Annotated in this window: 11 protein-coding genes, 1 tRNA gene and 1 riboswitch; of the genes, 4 read left to right on the plus strand and 8 right to left on the minus strand. The window is 59.9% G+C overall.

What is annotated here, in order from left to right:
• Window positions 1-72 precede the first annotated feature (72 nt).
• Window positions 73-660: a superinfection exclusion B family protein gene (locus G5149_RS07875; protein ID WP_064335210.1), complete on the minus strand. Its 588-nt coding sequence runs from the start codon at window positions 658-660 to the stop codon at window positions 73-75.
• A 169-nt stretch (window positions 661-829) separates the two neighbouring features.
• Window positions 830-936: riboswitch (yybP-ykoY riboswitch) on the plus strand.
• Window positions 937-1024: 88 nt separating this feature from the next.
• Here G5149_RS07875 and G5149_RS07880 point away from each other — a divergent pair.
• Entirely contained in the window at window positions 1025-2011 is a 987-nt protein-coding gene (locus G5149_RS07880) for a sodium:calcium antiporter (RefSeq protein ID WP_421205710.1), read from the plus strand.
• Window positions 2012-2078: 67 nt separating this feature from the next.
• Here G5149_RS07880 and G5149_RS07885 read toward each other — a convergent pair whose 3' ends face one another.
• From G5149_RS07885 to pepA, 3 genes are all read right to left on the minus strand, one after another.
• Window positions 2079-4931 (minus strand): valine--tRNA ligase, encoded by a 2853-nt coding sequence (locus G5149_RS07885; RefSeq protein ID WP_421205708.1) that lies wholly within the window; start codon window positions 4929-4931, stop codon window positions 2079-2081.
• A gap of 64 nt (window positions 4932-4995) precedes the next feature.
• On the minus strand, window positions 4996-5451 hold the full coding sequence (locus tag G5149_RS07890; RefSeq protein WP_164535866.1) for a DNA polymerase III subunit chi: 456 nt from the start codon (window positions 5449-5451) through the stop codon (window positions 4996-4998).
• A 174-nt stretch (window positions 5452-5625) separates the two neighbouring features.
• Window positions 5626-7134, minus strand: coding sequence for a leucyl aminopeptidase (gene pepA, locus G5149_RS07895; RefSeq protein ID WP_005336423.1), 1509 nt, complete (start codon window positions 7132-7134; stop codon window positions 5626-5628).
• Window positions 7135-7306: 172 nt separating this feature from the next.
• Here pepA and lptF point away from each other — a divergent pair, with 172 nt between their 5' ends.
• Together lptF and lptG are read left to right on the plus strand one after the other, a co-directional pair.
• Window positions 7307-8419 (plus strand): LPS export ABC transporter permease LptF, encoded by a 1113-nt coding sequence (gene lptF / locus G5149_RS07900; RefSeq protein ID WP_005342794.1) that lies wholly within the window; start codon window positions 7307-7309, stop codon window positions 8417-8419.
• A gap of 25 nt (window positions 8420-8444) precedes the next feature.
• Window positions 8445-9515, plus strand: coding sequence for an LPS export ABC transporter permease LptG (gene lptG, locus G5149_RS07905; protein ID WP_005342795.1), 1071 nt, complete (start codon window positions 8445-8447; stop codon window positions 9513-9515).
• A gap of 66 nt (window positions 9516-9581) precedes the next feature.
• On the opposite strand, the gene G5149_RS07910 is transcribed toward lptG, so the two are convergent.
• Complete coding sequence (locus tag G5149_RS07910) at window positions 9582-10115, minus strand: RDD family protein (RefSeq protein ID WP_337073086.1); 534 nt, start codon at window positions 10113-10115, stop codon at window positions 9582-9584.
• A 143-nt stretch (window positions 10116-10258) separates the two neighbouring features.
• Here G5149_RS07910 and G5149_RS07915 point away from each other — a divergent pair.
• Window positions 10259-10344 (plus strand) — tRNA-Leu (locus G5149_RS07915).
• 238 nt (window positions 10345-10582) lie between these two features.
• Here G5149_RS07915 and G5149_RS07920 read toward each other — a convergent pair.
• The 3 genes from G5149_RS07920 to G5149_RS07930 all read right to left on the minus strand — a co-directional run bounded on the left by G5149_RS07920 (window position 10583) and on the right by G5149_RS07930 (window position 14644).
• On the minus strand, window positions 10583-11206 hold the full coding sequence (locus G5149_RS07920) for a PepSY-associated TM helix domain-containing protein (RefSeq protein WP_216950021.1): 624 nt from the start codon (window positions 11204-11206) through the stop codon (window positions 10583-10585).
• Between the two features lie 63 nt (window positions 11207-11269).
• A complete protein-coding gene (locus G5149_RS07925; protein ID WP_421212202.1) occupies window positions 11270-13312 on the minus strand; it encodes a TonB-dependent receptor in 2043 nt (680 codons plus the stop codon).
• Window positions 13313-13606: 294 nt separating this feature from the next.
• Entirely contained in the window at window positions 13607-14644 is a 1038-nt protein-coding gene (locus G5149_RS07930) for an acyltransferase (RefSeq protein WP_421212203.1), read from the minus strand.
• Between the last annotated feature and the right edge of the window lie 32 nt (window positions 14645-14676).

The raw sequence follows: 14676 nt of genomic DNA on the forward strand, positions 1-14676 counted from the left end.
TACAGAGCATCGCGCAGAAATTAGAGAGCCGGACAGTGTCCGGCTCTTTTGCATCTGGCGGTTGGGTGGCGTTTAGCGCTGGAACCCCTTCTGGGCGAACTTGGGACGTGCGTTCATGATCTGCTCCACCTGTTCGTCGCTCATCTTGCCACGCGACAGCCCCAGCACCTTGTAGGTGAGCAGCGGTCGGGCGGGCAGGGCGATCATCAGGGCGCGGATCTGGTTCTCGTCATCCTTATCCCGGGTCGGCTTGCCGTAGGCATAGGTGAGGACGCCGGCATCCATCAGGTTTTTGACGGCGGGCTCGGTGATCGGCAAGTTTATGACGCTTTTACGCTGTAGCACGAACTCGCGCAGCACCGCCTTTTCGTTGAAGTCGAGGAAGCCGATCATCTGGGCCAGCTGGTCCTGCTGACGGCGCGCCTGCCACTCTTCGCAAGCCCACTCCCAGGCGATCAGGAAGCCCTGACTGCAGAAGTAGGAGATGGCGATCAGCATGCCGACCCCCAGCCAGGCCGCATGATCCGCAGCCCACTGGCTGACGGCCCCTTTCATCAGCCCGGCCGGAAACAGCAGAATGATGCTGCAGCAGAGCAACAACCAGACCATCAGCCAATTGAGGCGGTTCAGTTGATAGAAATGTTGGATCCACCGTTTCATTGTTCATCCTTCCCAAACTGTTGTGGATAGTGAACTACCTACAGCAATCGGTGTGCCAACAGCGTAATGGCGCCTGGGAGGGGAGGCTGGCGATACATTTCCTTACAACTTATTGAATGAGTTATCAGTAATTTGCCTTGTGAGGTGACGGTCGAGTTGGTAAAACGTCCCCTCAGTCATTGGGGAGTAGCAACCCGCCCGTATTCCGGGCCGGGCCCATGTCAACACTCTTGGATCCTCGCATCCATGGCATGGGCGGCGATAGGCACTATCGCTCTGCAAGACCTTTGGCCTCGATATGCACGCCAGCCGGGCGAGCCATGTCGGGTCCATCGGTTATTCTGCTCGCCTGGCGGTATCTATTATGTTGATTACCCTGCTGTTATTTCTCGTCTCTGCGGTCACCATCTACCTTGCCTGCGAATACTTCGTCAACGGCATCGAATGGACCGGACACCACTTCAAACTCTCGCAAAGTGCCACTGGTTCGCTGCTGGCTGCACTGGGTACGGCCCTGCCCGAATGCATCGTCACCCTGACCGCCCTGCTGATGGGCAACACGACCGTCCAGCAGGAGATCGGCATCGGCGCCGCCCTCGGCGGGCCGCTGGTGCTGGCCACCATCGGCTATGGTGCAGTCGGTCTCACTCTGCTGCTTTGCATGGGGCGTACCGAGCGCGCCATCAATGGGGAGGTACAGCGCGAGATTGGCCGGGATCAGCGCTGGTTTATGGGGATCTTTTTGGTGGCGACCATGCTGGGTCTGGTCGCCTTCACCGGCAAGAGCTGGTTGGCGCCTCTGTTCGTGCTGGTCTACCTCGTTTATGTGAGGCGCGAGCTGAAACAAAGCGACAGCCATGAGGTCGAGCTGCCGGAGCCCCTCAAGCTGGCTCCAAATGCCGGGATCCCGCCCCTTGGCAAGGTGCTGCTGCAGACGCTGGCGGCGCTGGTAGTGGTGGCGCTGGCGGCGCAGCTGTTTGTTCATCAGCTGGAGAGCATGGGCGAGCTGTTTGGCCTCTCGCCGGTGCTGGCGGCCCTGCTGCTGAGCCCGGTGGCGACCGAGATGCCGGAGTTGATGAACGTGCTGATCTGGGTGCGACAGGGTAAGAACCGGCTGGCACTGGCCAATATCTCCGGGGCCATGATGATCCAGGGCACTATCCCCAAGGCGTTCTGTCTGCTCTTTACCCCCTGGCTGCTGGATGGCGCCATGATGGCCTCCTCGTTGGTCACGCTGCTGGCGGTAGGGTTGCTCTGGTGGGGCTTCAGAAAGGGAGTGATGACTGCAGAGCGGTTGGTACTGGCCGCGCTGCTCTATTTCGGCTTCTGCGGCTGGCTGCTGGTGAGCTGAAACGAGAAACGCGGATATGAAAAAGCCCCCTTGGCAGGGGGCTTTGTTGTATCGGTTGGGGCGGTGATTACAGCGCGGCGATCTCGGCCTGCTGAGCTTCCAGCTTGGTCAGCTGGAGACGGTAATCTTCCAGCTTCTCGCGCTCTTTGGCGATGACCGCTTCCGGCGCCTTGGCAACGAAGGCTTCGTTGCCAAGCTTGCCTTCGATACGGCCGCACTCGCCGACCAGACGGGCAACCTCTTTGGCCAGACGGGCCAGTTCGGCATCCTTGTCGATGAGACCGGCCATCGGGATCATCAGCTCGGTCGCACCGATCAGCTTCTTCACCGACAGCGGGGCGGTTTCACCGTCCGCCAGAACGCGGATGGACTCCAGGCGGGCCAGCGACTTGAGGAAGGCCTCGTTGTCAGCGGCGCGCTGGGCATCCTTGGCATCGCACTGGAGCAGCACGTTGAGGGGCACGCTCGGTGCCACGTTCATCTCGGCGCGGATGTTGCGGATGCTGACGATGAACTCCTTCACCCACTCCTGATCCGCCATCGCGGCTTCGTCCACCTTGGCGGCGTCGAATTCCGGGAAAGCCTGAATCATGATGGTGTCGGCGTGTACGCCAGCCAGCGGAGCGACCGATTTCCAGATGGTCTCGGTGATGAACGGGATGATCGGGTGTGCCAGACGCAGCAGGGTCTCGAGGACGCTGACGAGGGTGTGGCGGGCAGCGCGCTGCTCGGCCTCGGAACCCTTGGTCAGCACCGGCTTGGTCAGTTCCAGATACCAGTCACAGAACTGGTTCCAGATAAATTCGTACAGCACGCCTGCCGCGATATCGAAGCGGTAAGTATCGAGGGCGGTACGGAAGTCACGGATGGCCACTTGCAGCTGGGACTGGATCCAGCGATCAGCCAGACTGAACTGCATCTCGCCGCCGTTGAAGCCACAATCCTGATCTTCGGTGTTCATCAGCACATAGCGGGAGGCGTTCCACAACTTGTTGCAGAAGTTGTTGTAGCCGTCCAGGCGCTTCATGTCCCAGTTGATGTCACGACCGGTAGAGGCCAGTGCTGCCAGCGTGAAGCGCAGGGCGTCGGTACCGTGGGCATCGATCCCTTCCGGGAATTGCTTGGCGGTACGCTTGGCGATCTTCTCGGCCATCTGCGGCTGCATCATGTTGCCGGTGCGCTTCTCCAGCAGATCTTCCAGCGAGATGCCGTCGATCATGTCGAGGGGGTCCAGCACGTTGCCCTTGGACTTGGACATCTTCTGGCCTTCTTCGTCACGGATAAGACCGGTGATGTAGACGGTCTTGAACGGGACTTGCGGCTGGCCGTTTTCGTCCTTGATGAAGTGCATGGTCATCATGATCATCCGGGCAATCCAGAAGAAGATGATGTCGAAGCCGCTCATCAGCACGTCGGTCGGGTGGAAGGTCTTGAGTGCCTCGGTGTTGTTCGGCCAGCCCAGAGTGGAGAAGGTCCACAGAGCAGAGCTGAACCAGGTGTCGAGCACGTCTTCGTCCTGACGCAGTACGGTTACGGCCGGGATGCTGTGCTTGGCGCGCACTTCATCTTCGCTGCGGCCCACGTAGACATTGCCGGCGTCGTCATACCATGCCGGGATGCGGTGACCCCACCACAGCTGACGGGAAACGCACCAGTCCTGAATGTCGCGCATCCAGGAGAAGTACATGTTTTCGTACTGTTTCGGCACGAACTGGATGCGGCCATCTTCCACCGCTTCGATGGCAGTCTTGGCCATCGGTGCCACGCGCACGTACCACTGGTCGGTCAGCATCGGCTCGATGGGCACGCCACCGCGATCGCCGTAAGGCTGTTGCAGCACGTGATCCTTGATCTCGTCCAGCAGACCCAGCTCTTCCAGCTTGGCCAGAATCGCTTTACGGGCGGCGAAGCGCTCCAGACCGGCGAATTCGCTCGGCAGGGCGGCATCGTAGGCGGTGCTCGGGTTGCCGTTGGTGTCGACCACTTCGGCCTCGGCACGCACGTGAGCGTCCAGGGTGAAGATGTTGATCATCGGCAGGCTGTGGCGCTTGCCCACTTCGTTATCGTTGAAGTCGTGGGCCGGGGTGATCTTCACGCAACCGGTGCCTTTCTCCATGTCGGCGTGTTCGTCGGCAACGATGGGGATCAGACGGTTCACCAGCGGCAGCAGGATGTGCTGGCCGATCAGCGCCTTGTAGCGCGGGTCTTCCGGGTTCACGGCCACAGCGGTATCGCCCAGCATGGTCTCCGGACGAGTGGTGGCGACGATCAGGTAATCCTTGCCTTCAGCGGTCTTGGCGCCGTTGGCCAGCGGATAGCGCAGGTGCCACATGTGGCCCTTGATCTCGCGGTTCTCCACTTCCAGATCGGAGATGGCGGTGTTGAGTTTCGGGTCCCAGTTCACCAGACGCTTGCCGCGGTACATCAGGCCATCTTCGTAAAGACGGACGAACACTTCCTGCACGGCGGCAGAGAGACCCTCATCCATGGTGAAGCGCTCGCGCTCCCAATCCACGGAGTCGCCCAGACGGCGCATCTGGCGGGTGATGGTGCCACCGGACTCTTCTTTCCACTGCCAAATCTTGTCGATGAAGGCATCACGGCCGTAATCGTGGCGAGTCTTGCCCTCTTCTGCGGCGATCTTGCGCTCAACCACCATCTGGGTGGCGATACCGGCATGGTCGGTACCTGCCTGCCACAGGGTGTTTTTGCCCTGCATGCGGTTGTAGCGGATCAGGGTATCCATCAGGGTTTGCTGGAAGGCGTGACCCATGTGCAGGCTGCCGGTGACGTTCGGCGGCGGGATCATGATGCAGAAGGAGTCTTTGCTGGTGTCGCCGTGGGGCTTGAAGTAACCCTGTGCTTCCCAGTGCTGATAGAGCGCCTGTTCGATGGCGTTGTGATTAAAAGTCTTTTCCATGGTCTCGCCGTAATCTGGATGGATGGAGTCTGGTGTTGATTCTTTATGGATCAATTGGTTGCAGTCAGGGCTGCGCCGGATCCGGTGCGGCAAGGACGGGCTGCTCCCTCATTTCGAGGGCATGGCCTGCCTGGCGATAGTGCTTGTAGCGCTCGCGAGCTTGCTGCTTTTGTGTTTCGTCAGTGGGGACAAAATCTACCACTTGAGCGAAGTGTCCTGCAAACAAAGGTGTCGCAGTGGCCAGATTGATGAGGCGGGCGTAGCGCCGTTTCGGTGGCTGATAGCCGATCTCCACCGGGGCCATACCGCTTTCGCCTTGCAGCTGGTGCGGCACGAAGCGCTCCGGTGGCAGTTGCCACAACAGCTCGTCCAGACGCAGGGCCTGGGCCTCATCGTTGCAGAACAGGTAGATATGGCCCACGCCCCACGACTCGGCCGCAAGAGTACAGGCCAGTCGCTCGACCGCAGAGGCCTGCGTGTCATCCTGTTCGCTCATCAGGTAAAAGGTCACTTGGCTCATCAGGTTGATCCCGTTTTGCGGTGACGGACTGTTGACCGCCTCATGAGGCTGACGGGGCATTTCCCGCCCGCAACTCACTGATTCAAGAATGAAACAAGGAAGAGGCGGGCCTCTTCCTTGTGGTTCAGGGTAACGCCAACCCTTCCGATGCAGCCATCGGCAGGGACCGGAGAGTTACTCTTTCTCTTCGATATCCACGCCAGCCCGGTTCAGCAGGAACTGGGTCAGCAGGGGCACCGGACGCCCGGTGGAGCCTTTATCCTTGCCACTCTTCCAGGCGGTCCCGGCGATATCCAGGTGGGCCCAGTTGTACTTCTTGGTAAAGCGTGACAGGAAGGCGGCCGCGGTGATGGTACCGGCCGGACGACCGCCGATGTTGGCCATGTCGGCGAACGGGCTGTCAATCTGCTCCTGATACTCGTCAAACAGCGGCAGACGCCAGGCGCGATCACCCGCCTGCTCGGAGGCGTTGAGCAGCTCGTGGGCCAGCGGGTTGTGGTTGGCCAGCAGACCCGAGGTGTGGTGGCCCAGCGCGATGACGCAGGCACCGGTCAGGGTCGCCACGTCGATCACGGTTTCCGGATCGAAGCGGTCCACATAGGTCAGCGCATCACACAGCACCAGACGACCTTCCGCATCGGTGTTGAGCACTTCGATGGTCTGGCCGGACATGGAGGTGAGGATGTCACCCGGGCGATAGGCGTTGCCACCCGGCATGTTCTCGCAGCCTGCCAGCACGCCGATGACGTTGATCGGCAGTTGCAGCTGGGCCAGCGCATGCATGGTACCGAGCACGGAGGCGGCGCCACCCATGTCGTACTTCATCTCGTCCATGCCGTCGGCCGGTTTGATGGAGATGCCGCCGGAGTCAAAGGTCAGACCCTTGCCGACCAGCACGATGGGCTTGGCATCCGGATGACCCTTGTATTCGATGATGGCCATCATGGCTTCGTTGTCGGAGCCGCGGGCCACCGCCAGATAGGAGTTCATGCCGAGTTCGGCCATCTCCTGCTCGCCCACCACCTTGGTGGTGATGTTGTCGTAGGCATCGGCCAGACGACGGGCCTGGGAGGCCAGATAGGCCGGGTTGCAGACGTTGGGCGGCATGTTCGCCACGTCGCGACAGACCCGCACACCCTTGGCCACGGCCAGACCGTGAGCGATGGCTTTTTCACCAATGGTCAGTTCCCGACGCGTCGGCACGTTGAACACCAGCTTGCGCAGCGGGCGACGTGGTTCGGCTTTGTTGGTCTTGAACTGATCAAAGCTGTAGAGGCCCGCCTTGGTGGTTTCTACCGCCTGGCGCACCTTCCAATAGGTATCCCGACCCTTGACGTGCAGCTCGGTCAGGAAGCAGACCGCTTCCATGGAGCCGGTTTCGTTCAGGGTGGTGATGGTCTTGTTGATGATCTGCTTGTACTGGCGTTCGTCGAGTTCCCGCTCCTTGCCGCATCCGACCAGCAGTACGCGCTCGCTGAGCACGCCCGGTACTTGATGCAGCAGCAGCATCTGGCCTGGTTTCCCTTCCAGGTCGCCACGGCGCAGCAGCGAACTGATATAGCCATCGCTGATCTTGTCCAGTTGTTCGGCAACCGGAGAGAGGCGACGCGGCTCAAATACGCCGACTACGACGCAGGCGCTACGTTGCTTCTCTGGACTGCCACTCTTTACACTGAACTCCATGGAATCTCCTACATCCTAAAGACAAAAGGCACCTTTTATTGAATAATGCGGTGCTTGTTGGGGTATCAGAGGCGGAGCGAACAGCCACAGGCTCCGCAGTTCAAACTGGTAAAAATCCAATATACGGCCCTATTTTTCAGGCATTCGACTAAAAACACAAGTTTACTTGGGAATGACTGTGATCGTTTTCCGATATTTGTTCAGGGAAACCCTGAAAACCCAGCTGGCAGTGTTATTCGTATTGCTGCTTATCTTTGTCAGCCAACAATTTATCAAAATCATCGGTGATGCTGCCGATGGCGAGGTGCCGACACGTCTGGTCTCCACCCTGCTGCTGCTCAACTTGCCCAATATGGCGCTGTTGATGCTGCCTATCAGTCTCTTTTTAGCCATTTTGTTTGCCCATGGTCGCCTCTACGCCGAAAGCGAGATGACGGTGATGCATGCGGTCGGTTTCAGTCACCGTTTCGTGATGCGCAGCGCCATGTTGCTAGCCTTGCTGACCGCCGCAGTCGCAGCGTTCAACACCGGCTGGATCGCCCCGCAAGCCAAGGAGCGAGAGTATCAGGTGATCGACGAGTTCAAGTCGGATCCGGGGATCTCTTTCCTGCAGGCTGGCCGCTTTATGGAGCTCGACAAGGGGCGCCTGGTTGCCTACATCCAGGATTTGAACGACAACGGCTCGAAGCTGCAGAAGATCTTCATCTTGCAGCGGGCTGAAGGCAGCAACCCCCCTTCGGTGGTGGTGGCCAGCGAAGGGGTGGTGACGATCGATGAGAATGGTCTGCAGTGGCTGACTCTGAAGGATGGTTCCCGCTATGAAGGCAACTTCTCCGGCAAGCAGTTCCAGATCTCCGATTTTCGCGAGTATGGTCTGGTGATCCGTCAGCAGGAGATGGAGCGTTCCAACCGCAAGGCGGCGGCCAAACCCACTATGGAGCTGCTGGGTACCCAGGAAAACGACATGATGGGTGAACTGCAATGGCGTATCTCCTTGCCCCTCTCCATTCCGGTGCTCACCCTGCTGGTAGTTCCGCTGGCTCGGGTTAACCCCCGTCAGGGGCGTTATGCCAAGCTGTTGCCGGCCATCATGCTCTATCTCTCTTACTTCCTGCTGCTCAGTGCCGCCCGCTCGGCTATCGACAGTGGCCGGTTGCCCTACTGGCCGGGGATGTTCCTGGTTCCGCTCGGTTATTTGCTGTTTATTGGCCTGCCCCTCAATTTGCAGGGCACCAGCTGGTGGAACGGGGTAAAGAGCAAATATTTCATAAACAAATCAAAATGATGAAGCCACATAGGAACTACCGCTGATGTTTGGCATTCTCGATAGATATATCGGCAGGGTTATCTTTATGTCGATCCTGCTGTGTGAGCTCACGCTGGTTGGTCTTGCGGCGCTCATCAAGTATGTGGAACAGCTCAAGTCTGTCGGAGAGGGCAACTACGACATGATCAATGCTCTCTACTATGTGTTGCTCTCCATGCCCAAGGAGGCGGTGCTCTTCTTCCCGCTGGCGGCGCTGCTGGGCGGTCTGATCGGTCTGGGCCAGCTGGCGACCAGCTCCGAACTGGTGGTGATGCAGGCGGCGGGTCGCTCCAAGATCAGTATTGTGATGGCGGCGCTCAAGACAGCAATCCCGCTGATGATCCTGGTAGGACTGATGGGGGAGTATGTGGCCCCTGTCGCCAAACGGATGGCGGATGATATCCGTGCCGGTGCCATGTCGGAAGGACGGCTTACCGTCTCGGCCTACGGGGTGTGGGCACGGGATGGCAACAACTTCGTTAATATCAACGGGGTGCGCAACGATGGCGCCCTGACCGGCATTACCCTCTATCGTTTCACCCCCGAGCGCAAGCTGATCGACGTGGTGCAGGCTCGGGAGGGGGTATTTGAACGGCATCACTGGCTGCTCAAGCAGACCCAGGTTACCCGCTTCGACGATCCGGCGCAGATCCGCAGTGAACAGCACGCCACGATGGAGTGGAGCTCGGAGCTGACGCCCAAGCAGCTGGGGGTGGTGAGTATCGACCCCGAGAATCTCTCGGTCTCCGGTCTGCTCGACTACATCGGTTACCTGGATGCCAACAAGCAGGATGCCGGTCGCTACAAGCTGGAGATGTGGCGCAAACTGCTGTCACCGCTCTCGGTGGTGGCGATGATCCTGCTGGCCTCTTCTTTCATCTTCGGCCCGTTGCGTTCGGTGAGCATGGGTGCGCGGATGCTGATGGGGATCATGACCGGTTTCGCCGTCTATGTGAGTGATCGGGTGTTTGGCCCCATCAGTCTGGTCTATGCGGTACCGCCCATTCTGGCGGCTGTTGCGCCCAGCCTGCTGTTTGGCGGTATCTCCTTCTACATCCTCAGCCGCAAGCAGTAATTCACACGTGGTAATGCAAAGAGGGCACCTGTTGGTGCCCTCTTTCGTTGTTGCATTGAGCCGGTATTACTTTTTCAACAATTCCAGATTGGCCTCTTTGCTCAGCACGATCACTTCGCACTCGGCCCAGATATCCTGGAACGCCCGTGGGCGCTTGCGGTTGAACAGGCACATCAGGTTGCCCAGACCAAAGGCTGCGGTAGCGAGACGGATCAACGCCTGGGTGATGCGGATATGGCTGCCATCCTCGTTCTGAATGCGCAGCCGCCAGGCGCGCATGCCGACGGTCTGGCCAGCGCGGGTCCAGAACCAGGTGTAGAAACCGCAGATGACGAAGGCGAGCCAGAGGGTGTAGATCAGGCTCAGGGGGTGGCGAGTCAGCAACCAGACGGTATCTTCACCCGCCGGTACGCTGGCCATGCCGGTGACCAGCAGCAGCTTGGCGACACCCATGCCGATAAAGCCGGCGATGATCAGCAGTGAGGTCACCACCAGCGCATCATAGATCAGGGCGCCGAGGCGACGCAGCAGACCCGCTGACGGGTATGGCTGAGTGGCAGGAGAGGGGGATTTTTGTTGGACTTTTTTAGGCTTGGCCATCGTTTTTATTCCATTAAGATGATGGCGGCATTCTATGTAACTGGCCCCGCATCGGCAAGGCGTTGAATAAATGAACAAACGGGTGTGTTCAATCGAAAAACACCTTGCATGGCATCGCGCCATTCGTATAATCCCTCGCAGTTGCCCGGGTGGCGAAATCGGTAGACGCAGCGGATTCAAAATCCGCCGGTGAATAACCGTGTCGGTTCGAGTCCGACCCCGGGCACCATCAAATTCATGACAAAAGGCCATCAGCAATGATGGCCTTTTGTTTTTTGGCGTTCCTGCGCATTGGAGCGTTACTGTTGAGCTGGCAATACTTCCCGTTACCTCTTGGTATCCCTTCTCTTTTGCCGCTCTCCGTTATTTCCTTTCCTTGATATAGCCGCTGACGGCATCACCGCCAGCGGTCTGTTTCTATTGCGGTTTTCTTTCATTTCCTTGCTACGCAGTAGCATGGTCGCGCGCTATCCCAGCAGGGCAAACAGCAGGGTACCGAGGGTACCTGCGAGCGTCAGCGCTATGATGGCTCTGGGGGTACCGTGCAGCTTGGTCCACATAAACAGGCTGGTGAGGGCGAGCAGCAGCAGAGCCAGGGCGGCGAGGTCGCCAAACAGCTGCCAGCCGAGGCCGGTGCCCATGCCGCGGTGCAGCCGGTTGAGGCTGGCGGCAAAGTTGGCCAGTTGCAGGTCGGTACGTACCAGCAGGGTACCCTCAACATAGCTGGCTGCCACGCTCTGGCTGAGGGTGACGCCGCGCATTTCCCACTTGGCGGGCAGGATGAGCAGGCCGTTCGGGGTGGGCAGAGTCTGGGCCGGGGTGATCATGGTTCGCCCGTCGGCAAAGGTATCGGGATAGCGCTGTTGCAGCAGGCTTTTCAGCTGCTCTGGGCTGGCGAGCGGCGCCTCGAGCACTATCTCTTCACTCGATTTGTCGGTGTGGGGGCCGGGGATGGGCAACACTGCACGGTGTTGCAGCCAGAGACCGGTGATGCCGTACATCAGCATCAGGGCTAGGGTAAAAAAACCGGCCCAGGCATGGAGGCGGCGTACCCATTTGTTGTTGTGAAGGGGAACTCTTCTGTGTTTCATCGTGGTTGCTTCATAAAAAACTGGCCAGCAGGGGCTGGCCAGTCGGGGTGGTTGTCACAGAGATCAGAAGCGGTAGGTACCGGTCAGACTCAGCTGACGGGGCGTACCCGGCATGATCTGGGTGGCACTGGTGGCGCTGACAAAGTACTCGTGATCGGTCAGGTTTTCGGCGCTCAGCTCGGCTTCCCACTGCTGCCAGCGATAACCGGCGCGCGCATCGAAGCGAGCGTAACCGGGCAGTGTGGTGGTGTTGGCGTTGTCGGCGAAGCGATCGCCCACCGCCGTTACGCCGGTTTCGCCGAACCAGCCCTGCTCGCCACTCTTGTAGCCGAGATAGAACTGGCCATTCTGGCGGGAGACGTTCATCGGGCGCTTGCCCTGCAGATCCGCATCCGCCTTGACCTGCTCCGCATCCTGAATGGCGAAGCCGCCACGCAGGTAGATCTCTTCGGTCAGCTCGGCGCGCGCGCTCAGCTCGACACCCTCGGTGCGCTGCAGGCCGGTGAGGATCACCTTGGTGGGATCCAGCGGATCCTTGGTGCGCTTGTTGTACATCTCCAGTCGATAGAGGGAGAGGGTGGTCGCCAGCTTGCCGTTCAGCCAGTCACTCTTCACGCCACCTTCGTAGAGGCGGGTGTGCTGGGGTTCCAGCCCGTTGTTCTTGTCGCCCGGGGTGATGCCGATCAGCTCGCCGCCCACCGGGGTGAAGGTCTTGCTGTAGGAGGTATAGAAGGCGTGATCCTCGAGGGGATTCCACACCAGACCGAGGCGCGGGCTCAGGCTGTTGACCGAGACGCTCTCCTCCTTGTTGAGGTCGTAGCGGCGACTGGTGACGGTGAAGTCGTCACGGCGCAGCCCGCCAACCAGATGCCAGTCACCCAGGCTGAGCTGATCCTGCAGATAGAGGCCATTGCCGCGCACCTTGTGTTTGGCGTCGCTGGAGAGCTTCATGGCGCCATTGTAGGTAGGCAGTGAGCCCGGGTCGTAGAGGTTGCCGGACGGGATGGCGGTGGCGTTCTGGTAGAGCTTGGGTGTGCGCTCCTGCCAGTTCTGCTCGAAGCCGACCAGCAGGCGATGTTCCACCGGGCCGGTCTGGAACAGACCTTCGGCCTCGGTATTGCTGATCAGGTTCTTTGCTTTCAGATCCTGCTGCCAGCGGGAGCGGGTCACCTGATCCCCCTTGACGCTGGTGACATAGGTGTTGTCGAACTGGCTGTCGAGGGTGGAGTAACCGAGCTGCTGGCGCAGTTGCCACTGATCGTTGATATCCCAGGAGAGGCGTGAGCGAGTCGATTGTGCCACGTCATCGATGAAGTCGAGGCTGGTATCGCTGTAAACATACTCTCGCGGCACATCGGCCGGACGGCCATTGACCCCGGGAATGCCGCGATCCGGGGTGCGGTCATGTTCGTTGCGCTCGTACTGCACCAGCCAGTTGAGGTTGTCGCTGATCTCCCAGTTGGCAGAGGGGGCTAGCAGGGTGCGCTTGCTCTTTACGCCGTTGCGGAAGCTATCTTTGTCCTCTTGCGCCATGTTGAGGCGCAGTTGCACCTGCTCGCTCGCCTCGCCATTGAGGTCGGCGGCCAGCCGCTGGCTGTCAAAGCTGCCGACCCGGGCGGTGACGCTGGACTCCTGCCCTTTCTGCGGCTTCTTGCTGACCCGGTTGACGATGCCCCCCGTGCTGCCGCGGCCGTAGAGCACGGCGGCCGGGCCCTTGAGCACTTCCACCCGCTCGATGTTGCCGAGATCCCGGGTGTACTGCATGTCGTCGCGGAATCCGTCGAGATAGAAGTCGTTGCTGGCGCTGAAGCCGCGGATATTGACCCCGTCGAAGCGGGTATCACCGCTGGCGTTGACCCCGGGAATGCCGCTCAGGGCTTCACTCAGCGTCGGTTGGCCGAAGGCGGTCAGCTCGCTGACCTTGACGCTGTCGATGGTCTGGGGAACCAGCTTGGCTGGCGTATTGGTACGGGTTGCGGTGGCAACTTCCTGATGCTGGGAACGTTTACCAACCACAGTCATGGTTTCATCGGTGGCCTGGGCAGTGAAGCCGGTGCCCAGCAGTGCCAGCGAGACCAGCGTTCTGCGAAAGTGAGGGTGCTGCATATTCAATATTGACTCTTTGGATGTCGACCTGACGGCTCGAACATATTGATTTAATTATAATTAGCCTGACCCGCTTAAGCGGGATGCCAATGATATTGATTTTCATTTGTCTGGCAAGGTGAAAATAGAGGGGGGCTGTGGGGGCAGGTTTTACGGTTGGGGAAGCGCGGCTGAAAAGTAGAACCATTGCAGCAAACTGCGGTAATGAAGCGAGAGCAAAAAGGGCGTAGCGGAAGAGAAAGGGGCTAAACGTGAAGAGGTATCCGGCCCGATAGGACGGGCTGGATACCGGACTCAGCGAGTACGCAGCAGTAGGCGGGTGAGGGGCTGGGCCGCCAGCAGGCGATAGGCCAGCAGAGACGCTCCCAGCAGCAGCGGCACCTTGGCGATCTCCCACAGGATGGATGCGCCCTGCGGGCCAAACACGAAGAGCCAGACTACCAGCATCATGTGCAGGCAGTAGATCCCGAGCACTTTGGGGGCCTGGCGCTCAAGCCAGCTGCCCTTGCCCCACTCGGGGTTGGCCAGCAGCAGGCCAAACAGGCCGATAGCCCAGGGAAGGGAGCCGAGCAGGAAGTCGTGGCGGGTGAGCGGCACTGCGGCAAAGTGCTGCAGCGCCCAGGCTTCACAGCCATAGAGCGTCACCCCAGCCAGCAGCAGTTGCCAGCCGGTGCGGGCATCCGGTTGCCACTGACGCTGGCGCAGCAGGGCACCAAGCGCCACAAACAGCAGGGAGAAGAAGGGGCCGTTACGGGTGAGCAGTGGCCACTCGGCGCCCAGCAGCGGCTTGGCATAGGAGCCCCCCAGCAGCGCCAGCAGGTAAAGGCCAAGACCCAGCCAGAGAGCGAGCGCTGGTCTGCCAAGCCGGTAGCAGAGTGCCAGCAGGGTCACCGCCATGATCAGTGCTGGCAGGAACCAGAGGTGGATCATGCCGCCCACCAGCCAGCCATTGAGGGGGTCGCCGAGCTGGAATTGCCACTGCCCGCGCAGGGAGGCCAGATAGCCTTGCTGCACGGCATCCAGCGGATTGAACGGCACCAGCAGGTAGACCAGACTCCATACCAGCCAGAGCAGCAGCAAGGGGTGGCAGTAGCGCCAGGCAACGGTCAGCGGCGCTTCGCGGCTCAGTCTCGGCTGCAGAAAGTAACCGGCACAGAGGAAAAACAGCGGCACGGCAAAGCGGCATAACTGGTTGATGGTGCCGCTCAGCCAGAGCCAGGATCCACTTCCCCACAGGGCGGGATTAAACGGATTGGCGAAGGGGGAGACGTGAATGGTCATCACGGCCAGAATGGCCAGTACCCGCCCGCACTCGATACTGGAAATACGCATGGTGGCTCGTCGTTACAGGGGTTGTGATGGCA

Source organism: Aeromonas sp. 600479 (assembly GCF_049175515.1).
Lineage (GTDB): Bacteria > Pseudomonadota > Gammaproteobacteria > Enterobacterales > Aeromonadaceae > Aeromonas > Aeromonas veronii_A.

What these genes read in the sequence shown, in the direction of transcription:
- G5149_RS07875 (WP_064335210.1), bottom strand. Translation starts at nt 660, where the DNA reads ATGAAACGGTGGATCCAACATTTCTATCAACTGAACCGCCTCAATTGG.
- G5149_RS07880 (WP_421205710.1), top strand. Translation starts at nt 1,025, where the DNA reads ATGTTGATTACCCTGCTGTTATTTCTCGTCTCTGCGGTCACCATCTAC.
- G5149_RS07885 (WP_421205708.1), bottom strand. Translation starts at nt 4,931, where the DNA reads ATGGAAAAGACTTTTAATCACAACGCCATCGAACAGGCGCTCTATCAG.
- G5149_RS07890 (WP_164535866.1), bottom strand. Translation starts at nt 5,451, where the DNA reads ATGAGCCAAGTGACCTTTTACCTGATGAGCGAACAGGATGACACGCAG.
- pepA (WP_005336423.1), bottom strand. Translation starts at nt 7,134, where the DNA reads ATGGAGTTCAGTGTAAAGAGTGGCAGTCCAGAGAAGCAACGTAGCGCC.
- lptF (WP_005342794.1), top strand. Translation starts at nt 7,307, where the DNA reads ATGACTGTGATCGTTTTCCGATATTTGTTCAGGGAAACCCTGAAAACC.
- lptG (WP_005342795.1), top strand. Translation starts at nt 8,445, where the DNA reads ATGTTTGGCATTCTCGATAGATATATCGGCAGGGTTATCTTTATGTCG.
- G5149_RS07910 (WP_337073086.1), bottom strand. Translation starts at nt 10,115, where the DNA reads ATGGCCAAGCCTAAAAAAGTCCAACAAAAATCCCCCTCTCCTGCCACT.
- G5149_RS07920 (WP_216950021.1), bottom strand. Translation starts at nt 11,206, where the DNA reads ATGAAACACAGAAGAGTTCCCCTTCACAACAACAAATGGGTACGCCGC.
- G5149_RS07925 (WP_421212202.1), bottom strand. Translation starts at nt 13,312, where the DNA reads ATGCAGCACCCTCACTTTCGCAGAACGCTGGTCTCGCTGGCACTGCTG.
- G5149_RS07930 (WP_421212203.1), bottom strand. Translation starts at nt 14,644, where the DNA reads ATGCGTATTTCCAGTATCGAGTGCGGGCGGGTACTGGCCATTCTGGCC.